Origin of the sequence: Streptomyces griseomycini, assembly GCF_014203535.1 — a bacterium.
In the GTDB taxonomy this organism is placed as follows: Bacteria; Actinomycetota; Actinomycetes; order Streptomycetales; family Streptomycetaceae; genus Streptomyces; species Streptomyces griseomycini.
The window spans coordinates 424,386-446,089 of record NZ_JACHJI010000001.1 but is presented as its reverse complement, the minus strand read 5'-3'; the positions used below and the strand labels follow the sequence as shown (position 1 = coordinate 446,089).

Sequence of the window (21,704 nt, the reverse complement as noted above, 5' to 3'; positions counted from 1 at the left end):
ACCGTGACCAGCGCACCGGGGGAGCCCGCATGACGATCCGTGTCCTGCTCGCCGACGACCAGGCACTGCTGCGCAGCGCCTTCCGGGTGCTCGTCGACTCCGAGCCGGACATGGAGGTGGTGGGCGAGGCGTCCGACGGCGCGGAGGCGGTCCGGCTGGCCCGCGAGCAGCGGGCCGACGTCGTCCTCATGGACATCCGGATGCCCGGCACCGACGGCCTCGCCGCCACCCGCATGATCAGCGCGGACCCCGCGCTCGCCGCGGTCCGGGTGGTGATCCTGACGACCTTCGAGGTCGACGACTACGTGGTGCAGTCGCTGCGCGCCGGCGCCTCCGGCTTCCTCGGCAAGGGCTCCGAGCCCGAGGAGTTGCTGAACGCCATCCGGATCGCCGCCGAGGGCGAGGCCCTGCTCTCCCCGGCCGCCACCAAGGGCCTGATCGCCCGCTTCCTCGCCCAGGAGGACTCGGCCGGCGGGGCCGACCGCGACCCCGCCCGCGCCGAACGCCTCGACTCGCTCACCGTCCGCGAGCGCGAGGTGCTCGTCCAGGTCGCCGGCGGCCACTCCAACGACGAGATCGCCGAACGCCTCGACGTCAGCCCGCTGACCGTGAAGACGCACGTCAACCGGGCCATGGCCAAGCTGGGCGCCCGGGACCGGGCCCAGCTGGTGGTCATCGCCTACGAATCGGGCCTGGTACGTCCGAAGGTGGACTGAGCGCCGACGGGCGTACTGCGGCGGGAGTACGCGCCGTGGGAGAAATGGACCTCGGGCCTACGGATCGGCCCCCTCCGATGGCCCAGTGTGTAGACCGGGCGCACGGCTGCGCCCGACCGTGCACTTCTGCCGCTCACAGAAGAGAGACCCGTAACCCATGTCCTGGCTGTCCAGATTCAGCCTCGCGCAACGGGCGCTGATCGGACTGATGTCGATCATCGCGCTCGTCTTCGGGGCGATCGCGATACCCCAGCTCAAGCAGCAGCTGCTGCCCACCATCGAACTGCCTGTGGTCTCCGTGGTGGCGCCGTACCAGGGCGCCTCCCCGGACGTGGTCGAGAAGCAGGTCGTCGAGCCCATCGAGAACAACCTGGAGGCCGTCGACGGCCTCACCGGGGTCACCTCGACGGCGAGCGAGGGCAACGCCGTGATCATGGCGTCCTTCGACTACGGCAACGACACCCAGCAGCTCGTCGCCGACGTCCAGCAGGCCGTCAACCGGGCCGGCGCCCAGCTCCCGGACGACGTGGACCCGCAGGTCGTCGCCGGTTCCACGGACGACATGCCGACCGTGGTCCTCGCCGTCACCTCCGACAAGGACCAGCAGGCGCTCGCCGACCAGCTCGACCGGACCGTGGTGCCCGCCCTGGAGGACATCGACGGCGTCGGCCAGGTCACGGTGGACGGCGTACGGGACCTCCAGGTCACCGTCACCCCCGACACCGCGAAGCTGACGAAGGCGGGGCTCACCCCGCAGTCGCTGGCCCAGGCCCTCCAGGCCGGCGGCGCGACCGTCCCGGCCGGCTCCTTCGACGAGGACGGCGCCAACCGCACCGTCCAGGTGGGCGGCGGCTTCACCTCGCTGCAGCAGATCGAGGACCTGATGGTCACCGGCGGGCCCGGCAAGGGCGATCCGGTCCGTCTCGGTGACGTCGCCACGGTGAAGCAGGAGGAAGCACGGGTCTCCTCCCTCACCCGGACGAACGGCGAGCCCAGCCTCGCCGTGATGGCGACCATGGACCGCGACGGCAGCGCGGTCGCGATCTCCGAGGCCGTCGAGGAGATGCTCCCCGACCTGCGCGAGGACCTCGGCTCCGGCGCCACGCTCACCGTCGTCAGCGACCAGGGCCCGGCCGTGTCCAAGGCCATCGAGGGCCTGACCACCGAGGGCGCGCTCGGTCTGGTCTTCGCGGTCCTGGTGATCCTGGTCTTCCTGGCGTCGGTCCGCTCGACCCTGGTCACCGCGGTGTCCATCCCGCTGTCCGTGGTCCTCGCCCTGATCGTGCTGTGGACGCGCGACCTGTCGCTGAACATGCTGACGCTGGGCGCGCTGACCATCGCCATCGGCCGGGTCGTGGACGACTCCATCGTGGTCCTGGAGAACATCAAGCGGCACCTCGGCTACGGCGAGGAGCGCCGGTCGGCGATCCTGACCGCGGTGCGCGAGGTCGCGGGCGCGGTGACGTCCTCGACACTCACCACGGTCGCCGTCTTCCTGCCGATCGGCCTGGTCGGCGGCATGGTGGGCGAGCTGTTCGGCTCCTTCAGCCTCACCGTCACGGCCGCGCTGCTGGCGTCCCTGCTGGTGTCGCTGACGGTCGTCCCGGTGCTGTCGTACTGGTTCCTGCGCGCTCCCAAGGGCACCCCGGAGGACGCCGAGGAGGCGCGCCGGCTCGCGGAGGAGAAGGAGGCGAGGAGCCGCCTGCAGCGCCTCTACGTCCCCGTGCTGCGCTTCGCCACCCGGCGCAGGCTGACCAGCGTGGCCATCGCGGTCGTCGTGCTGATCGCCACCTTCGCCATGGCGCCGCTGCTGAAGACCAACTTCTTCGACCCGGGCGAGCAGAAGGTCCTCACCGTCCGGCAGGAGCTGGAGCCCGGCACCAGCCTGAGCGCGACCGACGCCCGGGCGAGGAAGGTCGAGAAGCTGCTCGGCGACACCGAGGGCGTCAAGGACTACCAGGTGACGGTCGGCTCGTCCGGCTGGATGGCGGCCTTCGGCGGCGGTACGGACACCAACCAGGCGACGTACCAGGTGATGCTGGAGGACTCCGCGTCCTCCGAGGACGTGCAGGAGAGCCTCGAGAAGGGCCTCGGCGAGCTCGACGGCATCGGCACGACCACCATCGCGGTCGGTGACGGCTTCGGCAGCCAGGACCTGAGCGTGGTCGTCAAGGCGTCCGACGCGCAGGTGCTGCGCAAGGCGGCCGACCAGGTCCAGGACGCGGTGGCGTCCCTGGACGACGTCACGGACGTCACCAGCGACCTGGCGCAGAGCGTGCCCCGCATCTCCGTGAAGGCCAACGACAAGGCCGCCGCGGCCGGGTTCGACGACCAGACCCTCGGCGCCGCCGTCGCCCAGGCGGTGCGCGGCACCCCGGCCGCCAAGGCGGTCCTGGACGACGCCGAGCGCGACGTCGTCATCCGCTCGGCCAAGCCGGCCACCACCCTGGAGCAGTTGAAGAACCTGCGCCTGGGTGCGGTGAGGCTGGGTGACGTCGCCACCGTCGAGGTGGTGGACGGCCCGGTGTCCATGACCCGGATCGACGGTCAGCGCGCGGCCACCGTCACGGCCAGGCCGACCGGTGACAACACGGGCGCGGTGAGCATGGACCTCCAGACGAAGATCGACGCGCTGACGCTGCCGGCCGGCGCGACGGCGGAGATCGGCGGCGTGTCCGAGGACCAGGACGAGGCGTTCGCCAACCTGGGGCTGGCGATGCTGGCCGCGATCGCGATCGTCTTCATGCTGCTGGTCGGCACCTTCCGCTCGCTCGCCCAGCCGCTGATCCTGCTGGTGTCCGTCCCGTTCGCGGCGACGGGCGCGATCGGTCTGCTGCTGGTCACGGGCACCCCGATGGGCGTCCCGGCGATGATCGGCATGCTGATGCTGATCGGCATCGTGGTCACCAACGCGATCGTGCTGATCGACCTGATCAACCAGTACCGCAGCCGGGGCCACGGCGTGGTCGAGGCCGTGCTGGAGGGCGGCCGCCACCGTCTGCGGCCGATCCTGATGACGGCCCTGGCGACGATCTTCGCGCTGCTCCCGATGGCGCTGGGCATCACCGGCGAGGGCGGCTTCATCGCCCAGCCGCTGGCCGTGGTGGTGATCGGCGGTCTGATCACGTCGACGCTGCTCACCCTGCTGCTGGTGCCGACGCTCTACGCGATGCTGGAGCTCCGCAAGGAGCGGCGCGCGAAGAAGAAGGCGCTGAAGAAGGGGAAGGCCGCCCCGGAGGCCGCCGCGTCCGCGGACGAGGCGGAGCCGGCGCAGGCCTGACCGGCCCGCACACAGAGGAGGGCCCACCCGGCACCGAGGTTCCGGGTGGGCCTTCGTCGCGGGCGGCCACGGGCCGCACGGCTACGGCAGTGCGAGCATCCGCTCCAGCGCCAGCTTCGCGAACGCCTCGGTCTCCTCGTCCACCTCGATGCGGTTGACCAGGTTGCCCTCGGCGAGGGACTCCAGGGCCCAGACCAGGTGGGGGAGGTCGATGCGGTTCATGGTGGAGCAGAAGCAGACCGTCTTGTCGAGGAACACGATCTCCTTGCCCTCGGGCGCGAAACGGTTCGCCAGTCGGCGCACCAGGTTCAGCTCCGTGCCGATGGCCCACTTGGAGCCCGCCGGGGCCGCCTCCAGCGTCTTGATGATGTACTCGGTCGAGCCGACGTAGTCCGCGGCGGCCACGACCTCGTGCCGGCACTCGGGGTGCACCAGGACGTTCACGTCCGGGATCCGCTCGCGCACGTCGTTGACCGAGTCGAGGCTGAAGCGGCCGTGCACCGAGCAGTGGCCGCGCCACAGGATCATCTTCGCGGCGCGCAGCTCGTCCGCGGTCAGCCCGCCGTTCGGCTTGTGCGGGTTGTAGACGACGCAGTCCTCCAGGGACATCCCCATGTCCCGCACCGCGGTGTTGCGGCCCAGGTGCTGGTCGGGCAGGAAGAGCACCTTCTCGCCCTGCCGGAAGGCCCACTCCAGCGCGCGCTCGGCGTTGGAGGAGGTGCAGATCGTGCCGCCGTGCTTGCCCGTGAAGGCCTTGATGTCGGCGGAGGAGTTCATGTACGACACCGGCACGACCTGCTCGGCCACGCCGGCCTCGGTCAGCACGTCCCAGCACTCGGCGACCTGCTCGGCGGTGGCCATGTCGGCCATGGAGCAGCCGGCCGCGAGGTCGGGCAGGACCACCTTCTGGTCGTCGGACGTCAGGATGTCCGCGGACTCCGCCATGAAGTGGACGCCGCAGAACACGATGTACTCGGCCTCCGGGCGCGCGGCGGCGTCCCGGGCCAGCTTGAAGGAGTCGCCCGTGACGTCGGCGAACTGGATGACCTCGTCGCGCTGGTAGTGGTGACCGAGCACGAAGACCTTGTCCCCGAGCTTCTCCTTGGCCGCGCGGGCGCGCTCGACCAGGTCCGGGTCGGACGGCGAGGGCAGGTCGCCGGGACACTCCACACCGCGCTCGCTCCTGGGGTCGGCCTCACGGCCGAGGAGCAGCAGGGCGAGGGGCGTCGGCTGTACGTCGAGCTCCTGGGTCTGGGCGGTGGTCACGACACGCACCCTTTCTGTTCTGCGGCTCGCCGGGCCGGTCTGGGCCGGACCCGGCGGGACATGCGGGACATCTTTTCGACTTTTCGTCGGATTGACGCTATCTATCATAACCGGTTCACGTCACGTTGACGATGGCCATAGCGTCCATGTGACGTGAATCCCGGAGCCCGGCCTTTCATTCCCGGCGGGCCCCGAAGGAGCCGTTTTCCGCTCCGCACGGTGTGTGCGAGCATGAGGAAGAGCCGAAGAGAACAAGTGCCCGGCCCGGAATGAATCCGCGGCCCCGCCGGTTGGAACCGTCGGCAAGCAGTCTCCGTACAACCCGGGAGAGATGTAGATGTCCGTATCGGACGAGACCACCACCGTCACCGACGGCATCATCCTGACCGACGCCGCCGCGGCCAAGGTCAAGGCCCTGCTCGACCAGGAAGGCCGTGACGACCTCGCGCTGCGTGTCGCCGTCCAGCCCGGCGGCTGCTCCGGCCTGCGCTACCAGCTCTTCTTCGACGAGCGCTCCCTCGACGGCGACGTGGTGAAGGACTTCGGCGGTGTGAAGGTCGTCACCGACCGCATGAGCGCTCCGTACCTGGGCGGCGCCACCGTCGACTTCGTCGACACCATCGAGAAGCAGGGCTTCACGATCGACAACCCGAACGCCACCGGCTCCTGCGCCTGCGGCGACTCCTTCAGCTGAACCGGACCCTTCCGGCGCGCACCTGACGAAGGCGGCGGTCCCCTGCGGGGGGCCGCCGCCTTCGGCGCGTCCGCAGTCTCCTCGCCGGGCCTACCGTGCCCCGGAGGACGGCGCCGGCAGCCGTGCGCCCTCCTTCAGCAGCGGGATCGGCTCGCCGTCGGCGCCCACGACCTCGCGGTCGCCCAGCGGCTCCTCCAGCTGCACCGTCTGCCGGTACTGCTTGGCGATCAGGATGCAGACCTTGTCCGTCCGCTGCGTCTCGGTCACGGTGACCGTCACCCGGTCCGCGCTCTCGCTCACCGTCGTCCCGTAGGCGGCGCACACCCCGCCGGTGAAGCCCACGGTCAGCTCGGTGCCCTCGGCGGTGTAGCCCTCGACGGCGACGTTCCGGGTGGCGGGCGTCCCGGTCGGCCCGTCGCCCGGGACGGTCGGCTCGGGGCTGGGCCTCCCCGAGCGGTCCCGCGGGGCGAGGTACTCCGGGTCCACCGCCGGGTACGTCACCGTGAGGGCGTCCTTCGCACCCTCCGGACGCGCCTCGAACAGCCAGGACGGCACGAGGGCCGGCCGGCCGTCCACGGCGTGCGCGGCCAGCCCGAACACCGCCTTCTCGACGGTGAGCGCGCCCTTCCCGGGCGGGGTCGTCACCGCACCGCACGGCTCCTGCCGCCCCTGTTCCTCCAGCGGGACGGGAGTGGCGCAGCCGCCGGTGCCCGCGCGCCGGCCGGCGCCCGGCGCCGCGTTCATCAGGTCCAGCGCCTCCTCGGCGCTCACCACGGGGTACGTGTCCCCCTTCACCGGCTTCGAGAGCCGGCCGCTGCCGCCGACCACCTCGCCCGTGGCGCCGACGACCACCCCGGTCGTCCAGCCGTGCGTGGGCAGCCCGCCGATCTCGGGGTCGGCGTTCACCACCCGTCCGCCGCCCGTGACCTGTCCCGCGTCGAGCTTCGCGTCGTCCTGGCCCACCGCCTTCAGGACGGGCGCGGCGGCCTTCTTCGCGGCCTCCTCGCTCACCGCCGGGCCGCCGGCGGAAGGCGCCTTGCACGTCGCGCCCTTGCAGTTGTCGGTGCCCGGGGCGTACCGGCTGAACGTCCAGGTGCCGGGGGCCTGCCGGTCCACCCGCAGACCGGGCCCGGAACCGTCCCGGCCGCCGATCCGCCAGGACCCGCCCTCCGCCACCGGCCTGCCGTCGATCCCCAGCGCCTTCGCCAGCGCGGCCACCTGCTCCCGGGTGATCTGCCCCCCGGCGCGGTAGACCGGCGCCGAGCCGGGACCGTCCGGGAGCGTGCCGTCGGCGCGGTAGGTGGCGCCGTAGGGGTTGGGCTCGCCCGGTGCGATGCCGGGCGAACCGCCCTCGGAGTGGCCGTCGAGCGCCAGCGGGGGCGGGGTGGCGTCCCCGTTGGCCCCGGGCGCCGTGCGACCGCCGGAGTCCCCGGCGGCGCCGGCGAGCCAGGCCCCACCGCCGCCGACCAGCAGTACGGCGGCGGCCACGGAGGCGATCAGCGCGGGGGAGCGCCGCCGGGGAGCCGGGGCGTCGTCGGTGCCGTGCGCGGCACGAACCTCCCCGACCTCGGGGTCCCCGTGCTTCTCACGCTCTTCGCGCTCCCCGCGCGCGGAGGCCGGCTCGGCACCGTCGGCGGCTCCCCGCTCCCGGCGCCCCCGCTCCTCCGGAGCGCTCTCCGTCCCACCCTCGCCGGAAGCGTCCCCGGGGTGTCGCGCACCGCCGGGGGGGACGGCCTCGGCGTCGTCGTGGTCGGGTCGCTCGGTGTTCACCGCATCGCTCCTTCGGCTGCACAGCTGTCCCGGAAGACCCTGCCCGGTCGTACCGGGACCGCTGGTGGGTCGTATCCCGCATCCCCTTTACGGGGGACAGCGATGGGACGCAGCGGGGGAGCGCACGGTTCCCCGGGAGCGCGGTTCGGCTCAGTCGCCGTACTCCGACATCGCGTCCAGCAGCCGGGCCGACGCCGGCGGCACGGTCACGCCGTGGATCAGGGACGGGGGGACGGGCCGGGCGGCGCCCCGGTCCGGGACCGTCCAGTGGGGAGCCATCCGGGCGCAGTCACCGCGCAACGACGCCAGGTCGCCTTCGAGATCGGCCGGGGAGGGGGCGTGGGCCTTGAGGTTCGTCATGTCGGCACCGTACGCACGCGAAGGTCACGAAGAAAGGTCTACTATCGGGTAGTTTCTCCTGCTTCTACAGGCGGTTCCCACCCGGTAGCGTGAAGTGTCAAACCGCCTCCCCCAGGAGAATCCACGCCGTGCGCATCGCAGTCACCGGCTCCATCGCCACCGACCACCTCATGACCTTCCCCGGGCGCTTCGCCGACCAGTTCGTCGCGGACCAGCTGCACACGGTCTCGCTGTCCTTCCTGGTCGACAACCTCGACGTACGCCGGGGCGGCGTCGGCGCGAACATCGCCTTCGGGATGGGGCAGCTCGGCACCCGGCCGATCCTGGTCGGCGCCGCGGGCTTCGACTTCGACGAGTACCGGGCCTGGCTGGACCGGCACGGCGTCGACACCGCCTCGGTCCGCATCTCCGACACCCTGCACACCGCCCGCTTCGTGTGCACCACGGACGCCGACCACAACCAGATCGGCTCCTTCTACACGGGCGCGATGAGCGAGGCCCGGCTGATCGAGCTGAAGACCGTCGCCGACCGCGTGGGCGGCCTCGACCTGGTCTCCATCGGCGCCGACGACCCGGAGGCGATGCTCCGCCACACCGAGGAGTGCCGCTCCCGGGGCATCCCGTTCGCCGCCGACTTCTCCCAGCAGATCGCCCGGATGGACGGCGAGGAGATCCGGATCCTGCTGGACGGGGCGACCTACCTCTTCTCCAACGAGTACGAGAAGGGGCTCATCGAGACCAAGACGGGCTGGACCGACGCCGAGATCCTCACCCGCGTCGGCCACCGCGTCACCACCCTCGGTTCGCGCGGCGTGCGCATCGAGCGCGCCGGCGAGGACCCGATCGAGGTCGGCTGCCCCGACGAGGAGCGCAAGGCCGACCCGACCGGCGTCGGCGACGCCTTCCGCGCCGGCTTCCTGTCGGGCCTCGCCTGGGGCGTTTCCCTGGAGCGCGCCGCACAGGTCGGCTGCATGCTCGCCACGCTGGTCATCGAGACCGTCGGCACCCAGGAGTACCAGCTGCGCCGCGCCCACTTCATGGAGCGCTTCACCAAGGCCTACGGCGACGAGGCCGCGGCCGAGGTGCAGAAGCACCTGGTCTGACCGGCCCCGCCCGGCTACGAGACCCGGCGGACCAGATAGGCCGAGCCACGGTCCGCCGGTTCCTCACCCACGTACTCCTGTCCGCGCATCTCGCACCACGCGGGGATGTCCAGCCGGGCCGCCTCGTCGTCCGCGAGGACCCGCACCAGGCCGCCCACCGGCACGTCGCCGATCACCTTGGCCAGCTCGATCACCGGGATCGGGCAGCGCCGCCCCACCGCGTCCACGACCAGGACGCCGTCCCCCCCGTCCACCCCGGCGGCGCCGGCGGCGGACACCGGCGCGCCCAGCTTCTCCCGCACCCCCGCCACCACCCCGGGCAGGACGGACAGGAACCGCTCGACGTCCTCCTGGGCCGTCCCCGGCGGCAGCGAGACCCGGACGTTGCCCTCGCTCAGCACCCCCATCGCCCGCAGCACGTGGCTGGGCGTCAGCGTGCTGCTGGTGCAGGACGAGCCGGAGGAGACGGAGAAACCGGCGCGGTCCAGTTCGTGCAGCAGCGTCTCCCCGTCGACGTAGAGACAGGAGAAGGTGACGATGCCCGGCAGCCTCCGCCGCGGGTCGCCGACCACCTCCGCGTCCGGCACCAGCCGGGGCACCCGCGCCCGGATCCGCTCCGTCAGTTCCCGCAGCCGCGCCGCCTCCTCGGCCGCCTCGGCCCGCACCGCCCGCAGCGACGCCGCCGCGGCCACGATCGCCGGGAGGTTCTCGAACCCGGCCACCCGCCCCGACTCCCGCTCGTCCACCGGTCCCTGGGGCGCGAACCGCACCCCCTTGCGCACGACGAGCAGCCCGACCCCCGACGGCCCGCCCCACTTGTGGGCGCTCGCCGTGAGCAGTGACCAGTCGCCCTCCACCGGCGCCCAGCCCAGCGACTGGGCCGCGTCCACCAGCAGCGGCACCCCCGCCGCCCGGCAGGCCTCGGCCACCTCGGCCACCGGCTGCTCGGTCCCCACTTCGTGGTTGGCCGACTGCAGGCAGGCCAGCGCGGTGTCCGGCCGCAGCGCCTCGGCGTAACCCGAAGGAACCACCGCCCCCTCGCGGTTCACCGCCACCTCGGTGACCGAGCCTCCGCCGGCCCGGTGAACTTCCCCCGCATGGAGTACCGAAGAGTGTTCGACCGCGGACACGATCAGGTGGCGCCCCACCCGCCGCCGTCCCGCCAGCGCCCCCGCGATCCCCGTGTGCACCGCCCGCGTACCGGACGGGGTGAACACCAGCTCGTCCGGCCGGCACCCCACCGCCTCGGCGGCCGCCTCCCGCGCGGCGTCCAGCAGCATCCGGGCCCGCCGTCCCTCCCGGTACAACCGGGCGGGATCCGCCCACCCCTCGTCGAGCGAGGCCCACAGCGCCTGGCGGGCCACAGGGTGGAGGGGGACGGCGGAAGCGGCATCGAAGTAGGACACGCCTCAACGCTAAACCCGGGGGAGGGCGGCTCCGTCAGGGGCGCCGGACTGTTTCGACGCGCGGCCCCGCCGCGCGCGACCGACCGCGAACAACCCCCACCCGCCAAACCAGCGAACCACCCGAACCACTAGGCACCCCTCCCCGCGAACCCTCGAAGGGCGTCGGCTAGGGTTTGGTCCGCATAAACATCCAAACCCCTGCCCGACGCAGGGCGGCGACCGACCAGCGAGAAGGCCAGGCCGCAGCCGTACAGCGCGGGCGAGACTCTCGGGAAGGCGCTACGTGAGTCCCAACGGCTCCGACCGCTCGCCGCGGCGCCCGATGCGGCGGAAGCTGCTGCAGGCACTGACCGCGGGCCTGGTCCTGGCGACCGCCACCGGTTGCACATGGGAGGACTTCCCCCGCCTTGGCATGCCCACCCCCACCACGGAAGAGGCTCCGCGGATCCTCTCCCTGTGGCAGGGGTCCTGGGCCGCCGCGCTCGCCGTCGGCGTGCTGGTGTGGGGTCTGATCCTGTGGAGTGCTTTCTTCCACCGGCGCAGCCGCACCAAGGTGGAGGTTCCTCCGCAGACCCGGTACAACATGCCCATCGAGGCGCTGTACACGGTCGTTCCGCTCCTCATCGTCTCGGTGCTCTTCTACTTCACCGCCCGCGACGAATCCGAGCTCATGAGGCTCGAGAAGAAGCCCGACGTCACGATCAACGTGGTCGGCTTCCAGTGGAGCTGGTGCTTCAACTACGTCGAGAACGTCGACGGTTCCACGGGTGACGCCAAGAAGGCCAAGGAACTGGACGCGATTCCGAACCGCTACAAGGAGGCCTTCCCGGCCGACGCCGGCGGTGTCTACGACTGCGGTGTCCCCGGCACCCGGAACCCGCAGACCAACAACCCGGGCCCCACCCTGTGGCTGCCCGAGGGCAAGCGGGTCCGCTTCGTGCTGACCTCGCGTGACGTCATCCACTCCTTCTGGGTGGTGCCGTTCCTGATGAAGCAGGACGTCATCCCGGGCCACACCAACGCCTTCGAGGTGACCCCCAACCGTGAGGGCACCTTCCTCGGCAAGTGCGCCGAGCTCTGCGGCGTGGACCACTCCCGGATGCTGTTCAACGTCAAGGTCGTCTCCCCCGAGCGTTACGAGCAGCACCTGAAGGACCTCGTGAAGAAGGGGCAGACCGGTTACGTGCCCGCCGGCATCAAGCAGGGCGAGTACGAGAAGAACCGGGAGGCGAACATCCTGTGAGCATCCTCAACCAACCCCAGGGTGCCGAGGCGGCAGGGTCCCACCACGCGGACGAACTGCCGGTCCGGCGCCAGAACCGCGGCAGTGTCGTGGTCAAGTGGCTGACGACCACGGACCACAAGACGATCGGCACGCTGTACCTGGTGACGTCGTTCGCGTTCTTCGTGATCGGCGGCGTGATGGCGCTCGTCATGCGCGCCGAGCTGGCCCGGCCGGGCCTGCAGATCATGTCGAACGAGCAGTTCAACCAGGCGTTCACGATGCACGGCACGATCATGCTGCTGATGTTCGCGACGCCGCTGTTCGCCGGCTTCGCGAACTGGATCATGCCGCTGCAGATCGGCGCGCCGGACGTCGCCTTCCCGCGGCTGAACATGTTCGCCTACTGGCTCTACCTGTTCGGCTCGCTGATCGCGGTCGGGGGCTTCCTCACCCCGGACGGCGCGGCCGACTTCGGCTGGTTCGCCTACTCCCCGCTGTCGGACGCGGTCCGCTCGCCGGGCATCGGCGCCGACATGTGGATCATGGGCCTGGCCTTCTCCGGCTTCGGCACCATCCTCGGCTCGGTCAACTTCATCACCACGATCATCTGCATGCGCGCGCCCGGCATGACGATGTTCCGCATGCCGATCTTCACCTGGAACGTGCTGCTGACCGGTGTGCTGGTCCTGCTCGCCTTCCCGGTGCTGGCCGCCGCGCTCTTCGCGCTGGAGGCGGACCGCAAGTTCGGCAGCCACATCTTCGACTCGGCCAACGGCGGAGCGCTGCTGTGGCAGCACCTCTTCTGGTTCTTCGGCCACCCCGAGGTGTACATCATCGCGCTGCCGTTCTTCGGCATCATCAGTGAGGTCATCCCGGTCTTCTCCCGCAAGCCGATGTTCGGCTACATGGGTCTGATCGGCGCGACCATCGCCATCGCCGGCCTCTCGGTGACGGTGTGGGCGCACCACATGTACGTGACCGGCGGTGTGCTGCTGCCGTTCTTCTCCTTCATGACCTTCCTGATCGCGGTCCCGACCGGTGTGAAGTTCTTCAACTGGATCGGCACCATGTGGAAGGGCTCGCTGTCCTTCGAGACGCCGATGCTGTGGTCGCTGGGCTTCCTGATCACCTTCACCTTCGGTGGTCTGACCGGCGTCATCCTGGCCTCGCCGCCGCTGGACTTCCACGTGTCCGACTCGTACTTCGTGGTGGCCCACTTCCACTACGTGGTGTTCGGCACCGTGGTGTTCGCGATGTTCGCCGGCTTCCACTTCTGGTGGCCGAAGTTCACCGGCAAGATGCTCGACGAGCGCATCGGCAAGGTCACCTTCTGGACGCTGTTCATCGGCTTCCACGGCACCTTCCTGGTCCAGCACTGGCTGGGCGCCGAGGGCATGCCGCGCCGCTACGCCGACTACCTGGCGGCCGACGGCTTCACCGCGCTGAACACGATCTCCACGATCGCCTCGTTCCTGCTCGGCCTGTCGATCCTGCCGTTCTTCTACAACATCTGGAAGACGGCCAAGTACGGCAAGCCGGTCGGCGTGGACGACCCGTGGGGCTACGGCCGTTCGCTGGAGTGGGCGACCTCCTGCCCGCCCCCGCGGCACAACTTCCTCACCCTGCCGAAGATCCGCAGTGAATCCCCGGCGTTCGACCTGCACCACCCGGAGATCGCCGCGCTCGACCAGCTCGAGAACGTCGGTCATGGCGAGAAGGCCCTCGCTGGCGGCAAGGAGGCCGGCAAGTGAAGATCCAGGGCAAGATGTTCATGTGGCTGAGCGTCTTCCTTCTCATCATGGCCGTGGTCTACGGCGTGTGGTCGAAGGAACCGGTCGGCACCACCGCCCTTTTCCTGGCCTTCGGTCTGGCCATCATGATCGGCTTCTACCTGGGCTTCACGGCCAAGCGGGTGGACGCGGGCGCGCAGGACAACAAGGAGGCGGACGTCGCGGACGACGCCGGCGAGGTCGGGTTCTTCAGCCCGCACAGCTGGCAGCCGCTCTTCCTGGCCATCGGTGGCGCCTTCGCCTTCCTGGCCGTCGCCATCGGCTGGTGGCTGATGTACTTCTCGCTGCCGCTGATCCTGGCCAGCATCTGGGGCTGGGTCTTCGAGTACTACCGCGGTGAGAACCGCACCCAGTAACACGCGGCACGGCACTTCGGGGCCCGGACACTCCGTCAGGAGCGTCCGGGCCCCTCTTTTGCCGCACCGGACGTCACACGTTCGGGCCGCCCGGTGCGCCGGATCCGGCGCGGCTCCCTAGCGTGAGGCCATGAGACAGACAGAGTCCCTCCGCGGCGGGGGAACCGGCCGCGGCCGCACCGCCGCAGGCTGCACCCTGCTGGTGATGGCCCTCGGCGCGGGCGTCACGGGCTGTGGCGCCGACGACCACCCGCTGTCCGCCGAGCCGTACGACGCGACGGAGCAGATCTCCTTCAACGGATCCGTCGGCGAGGGGAGGACGACCGACCCCGACCGGCCCCTGGAGATCGTCGCCGAGGACTCCGACGGGCGCATCACGGACGTCAGCGCCGTGGACGCCTCGGGCCGCCACGTGGCCGGCGAGCTCGCCGCCGACGGCAGCCGCTGGCACAGCACCTCGCCGCTCGCCGCCGGCACCCGGTACACGGTCCGGGTGAGCACCGAGGACGAGGACGGCAGACCGGGCCGCAAGGTCCTCGCCCTCACCACCGGCAGGCCCGCCACCACCGGGAGCCTGACCGTCGCCTTCGGACCGAAGGCCGGCACCTACGGCGTCGGCCAGCCCCTCACCGCCGAGCTGAGCGCGCCCGTCAGGGACCGGGCCCAGCGCGCCGTCGTGGAACGCGCCCTGAGCGTGGACTCCACGCCCGCGGTGACCGGCGCCTGGCACTGGGTGGACGACAAGAAGCTGCACTACCGCCCGGAGGACTACTGGCCGGCCCACGCCACGATCCGGGTGCGCAGCGCCCTGGAGGGCGTCAGGGTCAACGACCGGCTCCGGGGCGGCCCGTCCGAGCCCCTGACGATCCGCACCGGTGACCGGGTCATAGCCGTCACCGACGCCGCCGCACACCGGCTGACGGTCCACAAGAACGGGGAGGAGATCAAGCAGATACCCGTCACCACCGGCAAGCCCGGCTTCGAGACCCGCAACGGCGTCAAGGTCGTGCTCGGCAAGGAACGCTTCGTACGCATGCTCAGCAGCACCGTCGGCATAGCCGAGGGATCGGCCGAGTCGTACGACCTGAACGTCGAGTTCGCCACCCGGGTGACCTGGAGCGGAGAGTACGTGCACGCCGCCCCGTGGTCCGTCGGCTCCCAGGGCTACGCCAACGTCAGCCACGGCTGCGTCGGCATGAACGACGCGAACGCCGCGTGGTTCTTCGCCACCGTCCGTGAGGGTGACCTCGTCCAGGTGGTGAACTCGAACGGCGCCTCCATGGAGCCCTTCGGCAACGGCTTCGGCGACTGGAACCTCACCTGGGCCGAGTGGCGCGCGGGCAGCGCGCTGACGGGCGACGCCCAGGGCGGCCCCCGCCCCGAGGAGAGGGCGCGGCTGCGCCCCCAGCCGGTGTGAGGGCGCGTCCCCGGCACGCCCCGGCCGGATCCCCCGAAGGAGCGACCCCCGGGGAGGGGGCTCAGGCGCTCAGGGCGCTCTTCCGGCGCAGCAGGGAGGCCAGGGCCGAGGCGAACTCCACCGGCTCCACCGGAAGCGCCACAGCCGCCTCCGCGCGGCTCCAGGTGGCCAGCCAGGCGTCCTGGGGCCGTCCGATCAGCAGCAGCACCGGCGGACAGTCGAAGATCTCGTCCTTGATCTGGCGGCACACCCCCATGCCGCCCATGGGCACGGCCTCGCCGTCCAGGACGCAGACGTCGATGCCGCCCTTGTCCAGCTCCGCGAGGACCGCCGGTACGGTCGCGCACTCCACGAACTCCACGACGGGGACGTCCGGAGCCGGCCGTCGGCCGGTGGCGAGCCGCACCTGCTCCCGGGTGTTGGCGTCGTCGCTGTAGACCAGCACCGTGGCGGTCGCCTGCATTGTTCCTCCACGCTCTGAGAGGGGGCAGCACTGTCGGGAACTTCGGGTACCGATGGCGCGGATGCTACCCCTTCCGGCCGCTTGTCAACACTGGTCCGGACACGCCTTCGAGGGGCCGTTCCCTGGGCCATCCGGGCAGTACAGGAGGGGCGAACACACCGAACGGCACCCCCCGGAGTGAGGGCGGGATAAGCGACCGACATAATGTCGGTCGTGGCGACAGCAACGACAGTAGATACCGGGCACGCGCACCCGTCGGTCAACCGACCGAACCTCACCAGCGTCGGAACCATCATCTGGCTGAGTTCCGAGCTGATGTTCTTCGCGGCCCTCTTCGCGATGTACTTCACCCTGCGATCGGTGACCGGACCGGAGTTCTGGACGGAGAAGGCCGACGCCCTGAACTTCCCGTTCTCGGCGACGAACACCACGATCCTGGTGCTCTCCTCCCTCACCTGCCAGCTCGGCGTGTTCGCCGCCGAGCGCGGTGACGTGAAGAAGCTCCGGATGTGGTTCATCGTCACCTTCATCATGGGGGCCGTCTTCATCGGCGGCCAGGTCTTCGAGTACACCGAGCTGGTCAAGCACGAGGGCCTGTCCCTCTCCTCCGACCCGTACGGCTCGGTGTTCTACCTGACCACCGGCTTCCACGGCCTGCACGTGACGGGCGGTCTCATCGCCTTCCTGCTGGTCCTCGGCCGGACCTACGCGGCTCGGAGGTTCACCCACGAGCAGGCGACCGCGGCCATCGTCGTGTCCTACTACTGGCACTTCGTCGATGTCGTCTGGATCGGCCTCTTCGCCACGATCTACATGATCAAGTAGCCGGGCCCGCATCCGCGCGCGCTCTCGAAGCGCACCCACCAGAAGCATCGACGCAGAAGATCCTGACACCGGGGTAATCCGTGAAAAAGCTCTCCGCACGACGACGCCATCCGTTGGCGGCGCTCGTCGTCCTACTCCTCGCTCTGGCATGCACCGGGGGGCTGTACGCCGTGTTCGCACCCGCGGACAAGGCGCAGGCCGACGAAACCGCCCAGTCCCTCACCATCGAGGAGGGCAAGAAGCTCTATACGGTCGGCTGCGCCAGCTGCCACGGCACCGGTGGTCAGGGCACCTCCGACGGCCCGAGCCTGGTGGGCGTGGGCGCGGCGGCCGTGGACTTCCAGGTGGGCACCGGCCGCATGCCGGCCGCCACCTCGCAGGCCGCCCAGCTCCCGGACAAGAAGGTCATCTACACCCAGGCCCAGATCGACCAGCTGGCGGCGTACGTCGCCTCCCTGGGCGCCGGCCCGGCCATCCCGACCGAGGAGCAGTACGGCCCCGAGGGCGCCGACATCGCCAAGGGCGGTGAGCTGTTCCGCAACAACTGCGCCCAGTGCCACAACTTCACCGGCAAGGGCGGCGCACTGACGCACGGCAAGTACGCGCCGAGCCTCGAGGACGTCGACCCGAAGCACATCTACGAGGCCATGCTCACCGGCCCGCAGAACATGCCTTCCTTCCCCGACAGCACGATGTCGGAGCAGAACAAGAAGGACATCATCGCGTACCTGGGCGAGGTCAACACCGACAAGTCCGAGAGCCCGGGCGGCATGGAGCTGGGCGGGCTGGGCCCGGTCAGCGAGGGCCTGTTCGGCTGGATCTTCGGTCTCGGCGGACTGATCGCCGTCGCCGTGTGGGTCGCCGCTCGGACCGCAAAGGCCAAGAAGTCATGAGTAGCCAAGACATTCCCGAAGAGAAGCTGCCCGCAGAGCGGGACACCACCCACGGTGCGCTGGGCGTCGCGGACGAGAAGAACCCGTTCGCCGACCCGGGGCTGCCGCCCCACGAGCACCGGATCCAGGACATCGACGAGCGGGCCGCCAAGCGCTCCGAGCGCACGGTCGCCCTGCTGTTCACGCTGTCGATGCTGGCCACCATCGGCTTCATCGCCGCGTTCGTGGCGATCCCGGTCGACAAGATCGTCTACGTCTTCCCGCTGGGACACGTCAGCGCCCTGAACCTCGCGCTCGGCGTGACGCTCGGCACCGCGCTGTTCGCGATCGGCGCGGGCGCGGTCCACTGGGCCCGCACCCTGATGTCCGACGAGGAGCTGACCGACGAGCGGCACCCGATCGAGGCCCCGCCCGAGGTCCGGGCCAAGGTCATGGACGACTTCCGGCAGGGTGCCAAGGAGTCGGCGCTCGGCCGTCGCAAGCTGATCCGCAACACCATGTTCGGCGCGCTCACCCTGGTGCCGCTCTCCGGCGTCGTGCTGCTGCGCGACCTCGGCCCGCTGCCCGAGGAGAAGCTGCGCCACACCGCCTGGTCGAAGGGCAAGCGGCTCATCAACCAGAACACCAACGAGCCGATGCGTCCCTCCGACATCGTGACCGGCTCGCTCACGTTCGCCAAGCCCGAGGGCCTGGACGAGCACGACCACGACTTCAACAACGAGATCGCCAAGGCCGCCCTGATGATCGTCCGCATCCAGCCGGACGACATCAAGGACAAGCAGGCGCTCGAGTGGTCGCACGAGGGCATCCTCGCGTACTCGAAGATCTGCACCCACGTCGGCTGCCCGATCTCCCTGTACGAGCAGCAGACGCACCACGTCCTGTGCCCCTGCCACCAGTCCACCTTCGACCTCTCCGACGGTGCCAAGGTCATCTTCGGTCCCGCCGGTCACGCGCTGCCGCAGCTGCGCATCGGTGTGAACGACGATGGTTACCTCGAAGCACTGAGTGACTTCGAGGAGCCCGTCGGTCCTGCATTCTGGGAGCGCGGATGAGCACCAACACGAGCACTGAGCCCCGCTCTCGCGGGAAGGCCCCGGCCGGCGAGCGCGTCGCCGACTGGGCCGACGGCCGGCTCGGGATCTACTCCCTGGCCAAGGCCAACATGCGCAAGATCTTCCCGGACCACTGGTCCTTCATGCTGGGCGAGATCTGCCTCTACAGCTTCATCATCATCATCCTCACGGGTGTGTACCTGACGCTGTTCTTCCACCCGTCGATGAACGAGGTGGAGTACCACGGCAGCTACATCCCGATGCAGGGGCAGCTGATGTCGGAGGCGTACGCCTCCACCCTGGAGATCAGCTTCGACGTGCGCGGCGGTCTGCTCATCCGGCAGATCCACCACTGGGCGGCGGTCATCTTCCTGGCCGGCATGTTCGTGCACATGATGCGCGTCTTCTTCACCGGCGCGTTCCGCAAGCCGCGTGAGATCAACTGGCTGTTCGGCTTCCTGCTGTTCGTCCTCGGCATGTTCACCGGTTTCACCGGTTACTCGCTGCCGGACGACCTGCTCTCCGGAACCGGTGTCCGCTTCACCCAGGGCGCGATCCTGTCCGTGCCGATCGTCGGCACGTACATCTCGATGTTCCTGTTCGGCGGAGAGTTCCCCGGCACCGACTTCGTCGCGCGGTTCTACTCGATCCACATCCTGCTGCTGCCGGGCATCATGCTCGGTCTCGTGGTCGCCCACCTGATCCTGGTCTTCTACCACAAGCACACGCAGTTCGCGGGTGCCGGACGGACCAACAAGAACGTCGTGGGCATGCCGCTGCTGCCGGTCTACATGGGCAAGGCGGGAGGCTTCTTCTTCCTGGTCTTCGGCTTCACCGCCCTGATCGCCGGCATCGCGTCCATCAACCCGATCTGGAACCTGGGTCCGTACCGTCCGGACATGGTCTCCACGGGCGCCCAGCCCGACTGGTACATGGGCTTCGCCGAGGGTCTGGTCCGCGCCATGCCCGGCTGGGAGATCAACTTCTGGGGCCACACCCTGGTCCTGGGCGTCTTCATCCCGCTGGTGCTGTTCGGCCTCTTCCTCGCGATCCTCGCGCTCTACCCGTTCATCGAGTCCTGGATCACCGGGGACAAGCGCGAGCACCACATCCTGGACCGGCCGCGCAACGCCCCGACCCGTACGGCCTTCGGCGTCGCCTGGGTCACGGCGTACATGATCATGCTGATCGGTGGTGGCAACGACATCGTCGCCACGCACTTCAACCTCTCGATCAACGCGGTCACCTGGTTCGTCCGCATCGGGTTCTTCGTGGGTCCGGTCGTCGCGTTCGTCGTCACCAAGCGGATCTGCCTCGGCCTGCAGCGCCGGGACAAGGACAAGGTGCTGCACGGCCGCGAGTCGGGCATCATCAAGCGCCTGCCGCACGGTGAGTTCATCGAGGTGCACGAGCCGCTCAGCCAGGAGCAGATGTACACCCTCACGGCGCACGAGCAGTACAAGCCGGCCGAGATCGGCCCCGAGGTCGACGAGAACGGCGTCAAGCGCAAGGTGAAGGGCTCCGAGAAGCTGCGCGCCAAGCTCAGCGAGGCGTACTACGGCGAGGAGTCCCAGATCCCGAAGCCCACCGTCGAGGAGTACAAGGAGATCACGAGCGGCCACGGCCACCACTGATCGCTGCGCTCGCCACGCCACGGTCGAAGGGCCCCGTCCGGTGTTCGGACGGGGCCCTTCGCCGTGCCCGGGGCTGGATAGGGTGGTGGCGTAAGGACTTCTCCCCCCGATGATCAGGAGCGGCTGATGAGCGCTGTGACCCCCGCTGGAGGCGACACCGCGGCGGGCCGCTCCTGGCCCGCCCTGCTGAACGGACTGCTGGACGGCCGGGACCTGTCCGCCGACGACACCGCCTGGGCGATGGACCTCATCATGCGCGGCGAGGCGACCGACGCGCAGATCGCCGGCTTCGCGGTGTCCCTGCGGGCCAAGGGCGAGACGGTGGAGGAGATCACCGGCTGCGTGCGGGCGATGTACGACCACGCCAAGGTGATCGAGGTGCCGGGAGCGACCGTCGACATCGTGGGCACCGGCGGGGACGGGGCCAGGACGGTGAACATCTCCACGATGTCCTCGATCGTCGTGGCCGGCACCGGCGTGAAGGTCGTCAAGCACGGCAACCGGGCCGCCTCCTCCGCGTCCGGGGCCTCCGACGTCCTGGAGAAGCTCGGCGTCAATCTGGAGCTGACCCCGCAGCGGGTGGCCGAGGTCGCCGAGGAGGCCGGGATCACCTTCTGCTTCGCGGTGAAGTTCCACCCGGCGCTGCGCCACGTGGCCGCCGCCCGCGGGCAGCTGGGCATCCGCACGGTGTTCAACTTCCTCGGTCCGCTGGCCAACCCGGCGCGGGTCACGGCCCAGGCGGTCGGGGTCGCAGACCCGCGGATGGCTCCGATCATGGCGGGCGTCTTCGCCGGACGCGGGCACTCCTCCCTGGTGTTCCGCGGCGACGACGGCCTGGACGAGCTGACCACCACCGCCACCTCCCGGGTGTGGGTGGTCCGGGACGGCGAGGTGACCGAGGAGGCCTTCGACCCGCGGGACGTCGGGATCGAGCTCGTGCCGGTCGAGGCCCTGCGGGGCGCCGACGCCTCGTACAACGCCGAGGTCGCCCGCCGGCTGCTGGACGGCGAGAAGGGTCCGGTGCGGGACGCGGTGCTGCTGAACTCCGCGGCGGCGCTGGTGGCGCTGGAGCCGGGCGGCGGCACCCTCACCGAGCAGATCCGGGCCGGCATGGACCGGGCCGCCGAGTCCCTCGACTCGGGGGCCGCCAAGCGGGTCCTGGAACGCTGGGTGGCCGTCAGCAACGCGTAGCGCTCCGAGCGGGGAGCGAGGTCCCGCGATCCGGACGCGGGTTGCGGGACGTCGCTCCCCTCGCGTACGTTCCTGTCCAGGTCATGAGCGACAGCCATGAGGCCCCGGCCGGCTGTCCGGCAACCCTCCGTCCGTGGCGGGGTGCCCCGGGTGAGGACCAGGCCGTGAGCAGCAAGGCCCACGGCAAGCGCGGACCCCTCGTGCAACCAGGGGTCCTGGTCGTCGAGGAGCCTTCCGTTGAGCAAGCGAATGCGCTAGGG

The 21,704-nt window shown here is 70.3% G+C and carries 18 protein-coding genes and 1 riboswitch; of the genes, 13 read left to right on the top strand and 5 right to left on the bottom strand.

What is annotated here, in order from left to right:
- The first annotated feature begins 29 nt into the window (after positions 1–29).
- On the top strand, positions 30–716 hold the full coding sequence (locus FHS37_RS02035; protein WP_184817248.1) for a response regulator: 687 nt from the start codon (positions 30–32) through the stop codon (positions 714–716).
- Positions 717–873: 157 nt separating this feature from the next.
- On the top strand, positions 874–3,996 hold the full coding sequence (locus FHS37_RS02030; RefSeq protein ID WP_184817247.1) for an efflux RND transporter permease subunit: 3,123 nt from the start codon (positions 874–876) through the stop codon (positions 3,994–3,996).
- 81 nt (positions 3,997–4,077) lie between these two features.
- Here the strand turns inward: FHS37_RS02030 and nadA are convergent, their stop codons facing one another.
- On the bottom strand, positions 4,078–5,262 hold the full coding sequence (gene nadA / locus FHS37_RS02025; RefSeq protein WP_184817246.1) for a quinolinate synthase NadA: 1,185 nt from the start codon (positions 5,260–5,262) through the stop codon (positions 4,078–4,080).
- Positions 5,263–5,599: 337 nt separating this feature from the next.
- Here nadA and FHS37_RS02020 point away from each other — a divergent pair, with 337 nt between their 5' ends.
- A complete protein-coding gene (locus FHS37_RS02020) occupies positions 5,600–5,956 on the top strand; it encodes an iron-sulfur cluster assembly accessory protein (RefSeq protein ID WP_030340884.1) in 357 nt (118 codons plus the stop codon).
- Between the two features lie 90 nt (positions 5,957–6,046).
- On the opposite strand, the gene FHS37_RS02015 is transcribed toward FHS37_RS02020, so the two are convergent.
- Both FHS37_RS02015 and FHS37_RS02010 read right to left on the bottom strand, forming a co-directional pair.
- Positions 6,047–7,726 carry a hypothetical protein gene (locus FHS37_RS02015; RefSeq protein WP_229889713.1) on the bottom strand — a complete coding sequence of 560 codons (1,680 nt, stop codon included), beginning with the start codon at positions 7,724–7,726 and terminating at the stop codon, positions 6,047–6,049.
- Between the two features lie 150 nt (positions 7,727–7,876).
- On the bottom strand, positions 7,877–8,086 hold the full coding sequence (locus tag FHS37_RS02010; protein ID WP_184817245.1) for a hypothetical protein: 210 nt from the start codon (positions 8,084–8,086) through the stop codon (positions 7,877–7,879).
- A gap of 128 nt (positions 8,087–8,214) precedes the next feature.
- Here FHS37_RS02010 and FHS37_RS02005 point away from each other — a divergent pair, with 128 nt between their 5' ends.
- Positions 8,215–9,189, top strand: coding sequence for a carbohydrate kinase family protein (locus FHS37_RS02005; protein WP_184817244.1), 975 nt, complete (start codon positions 8,215–8,217; stop codon positions 9,187–9,189).
- A 14-nt stretch (positions 9,190–9,203) separates the two neighbouring features.
- Here FHS37_RS02005 and FHS37_RS02000 read toward each other — a convergent pair whose 3' ends face one another.
- Positions 9,204–10,595 (bottom strand): cysteine desulfurase/sulfurtransferase TusA family protein, encoded by a 1,392-nt coding sequence (locus tag FHS37_RS02000; protein WP_184817243.1) that lies wholly within the window; start codon positions 10,593–10,595, stop codon positions 9,204–9,206.
- Between the two features lie 283 nt (positions 10,596–10,878).
- On the opposite strand from FHS37_RS02000, the gene ctaC reads away from it, so the two are divergent.
- The 4 genes from ctaC (at position 10,879) to FHS37_RS01980 (ending at position 15,383) form a co-directional block, all read left to right on the top strand.
- The gene (gene ctaC, locus FHS37_RS01995; RefSeq protein ID WP_184817242.1) at positions 10,879–11,838 is read left to right on the top strand and encodes an aa3-type cytochrome oxidase subunit II; all 960 of its coding nucleotides are present in this window, start codon (positions 10,879–10,881) and stop codon (positions 11,836–11,838) included.
- Complete coding sequence (ctaD, locus tag FHS37_RS01990) at positions 11,835–13,571, top strand: aa3-type cytochrome oxidase subunit I (RefSeq protein WP_184817241.1); 1,737 nt, start codon at positions 11,835–11,837, stop codon at positions 13,569–13,571. Before ctaC ends, ctaD begins: the two co-directional genes overlap by 4 nt.
- The gene (locus tag FHS37_RS01985) at positions 13,568–13,966 is read left to right on the top strand and encodes a cytochrome c oxidase subunit 4 (RefSeq protein ID WP_184817240.1); all 399 of its coding nucleotides are present in this window, start codon (positions 13,568–13,570) and stop codon (positions 13,964–13,966) included. Before ctaD ends, FHS37_RS01985 begins: the two co-directional genes overlap by 4 nt.
- 130 nt (positions 13,967–14,096) lie before the next feature.
- Positions 14,097–15,383 carry a L,D-transpeptidase gene (locus FHS37_RS01980; RefSeq protein ID WP_184817239.1) on the top strand — a complete coding sequence of 429 codons (1,287 nt, stop codon included), beginning with the start codon at positions 14,097–14,099 and terminating at the stop codon, positions 15,381–15,383.
- Between the two features lie 61 nt (positions 15,384–15,444).
- Here the strand turns inward: FHS37_RS01980 and FHS37_RS01975 are convergent, their stop codons facing one another.
- On the bottom strand, positions 15,445–15,846 hold the full coding sequence (locus FHS37_RS01975; RefSeq protein ID WP_184817238.1) for a response regulator: 402 nt from the start codon (positions 15,844–15,846) through the stop codon (positions 15,445–15,447).
- A 204-nt stretch (positions 15,847–16,050) separates the two neighbouring features.
- Between FHS37_RS01975 and ctaE the strand changes: the two genes are divergently transcribed.
- The 5 genes from ctaE (at position 16,051) to trpD (ending at position 21,444) form a co-directional block, all read left to right on the top strand.
- Positions 16,051–16,671: an aa3-type cytochrome oxidase subunit III gene (gene ctaE / locus FHS37_RS01970; protein WP_184817237.1), complete on the top strand. Its 621-nt coding sequence runs from the start codon at positions 16,051–16,053 to the stop codon at positions 16,669–16,671.
- An 80-nt stretch (positions 16,672–16,751) separates the two neighbouring features.
- A complete protein-coding gene (gene qcrC / locus FHS37_RS01965) occupies positions 16,752–17,564 on the top strand; it encodes a cytochrome bc1 complex diheme cytochrome c subunit (protein WP_184817236.1) in 813 nt (270 codons plus the stop codon).
- Positions 17,561–18,619, top strand: coding sequence for a cytochrome bc1 complex Rieske iron-sulfur subunit (qcrA, locus tag FHS37_RS01960; protein ID WP_184817235.1), 1,059 nt, complete (start codon positions 17,561–17,563; stop codon positions 18,617–18,619). The genes qcrC and qcrA overlap by 4 nt, the downstream gene beginning before the upstream one ends.
- Entirely contained in the window at positions 18,616–20,253 is a 1,638-nt protein-coding gene (gene qcrB, locus FHS37_RS01955) for a cytochrome bc1 complex cytochrome b subunit (RefSeq protein ID WP_184817234.1), read from the top strand. The genes qcrA and qcrB overlap by 4 nt, the downstream gene beginning before the upstream one ends.
- 126 nt (positions 20,254–20,379) lie before the next feature.
- Positions 20,380–21,444, top strand: coding sequence for an anthranilate phosphoribosyltransferase (trpD, locus tag FHS37_RS01950; RefSeq protein WP_184817233.1), 1,065 nt, complete (start codon positions 20,380–20,382; stop codon positions 21,442–21,444).
- A 79-nt stretch (positions 21,445–21,523) separates the two neighbouring features.
- A riboswitch (SAM riboswitch) is annotated at positions 21,524–21,640 on the top strand.
- The last annotated feature ends 64 nt before the right edge of the window (positions 21,641–21,704 follow it).

Coding starts and splice junctions, on each gene's coding strand:
- FHS37_RS02035 (WP_184817248.1), top strand. CDS start 30: ATGACGATCCGTGTCCTGCTCGCCGACGACCAGGCACTGCTGCGCAGC.
- FHS37_RS02030 (WP_184817247.1), top strand. CDS start 874: ATGTCCTGGCTGTCCAGATTCAGCCTCGCGCAACGGGCGCTGATCGGA.
- FHS37_RS02020 (WP_030340884.1), top strand. CDS start 5,600: ATGTCCGTATCGGACGAGACCACCACCGTCACCGACGGCATCATCCTG.
- FHS37_RS02010 (WP_184817245.1), bottom strand. CDS start 8,086: ATGACGAACCTCAAGGCCCACGCCCCCTCCCCGGCCGATCTCGAAGGC.
- FHS37_RS01980 (WP_184817239.1), top strand. CDS start 14,097: ATGAGACAGACAGAGTCCCTCCGCGGCGGGGGAACCGGCCGCGGCCGC.
- FHS37_RS01975 (WP_184817238.1), bottom strand. CDS start 15,846: ATGCAGGCGACCGCCACGGTGCTGGTCTACAGCGACGACGCCAACACC.
- ctaE (WP_184817237.1), top strand. CDS start 16,051: ATGTCGGTCGTGGCGACAGCAACGACAGTAGATACCGGGCACGCGCAC.
- qcrA (WP_184817235.1), top strand. CDS start 17,561: ATGAGTAGCCAAGACATTCCCGAAGAGAAGCTGCCCGCAGAGCGGGAC.
- qcrB (WP_184817234.1), top strand. CDS start 18,616: ATGAGCACCAACACGAGCACTGAGCCCCGCTCTCGCGGGAAGGCCCCG.
- trpD (WP_184817233.1), top strand. CDS start 20,380: ATGAGCGCTGTGACCCCCGCTGGAGGCGACACCGCGGCGGGCCGCTCC.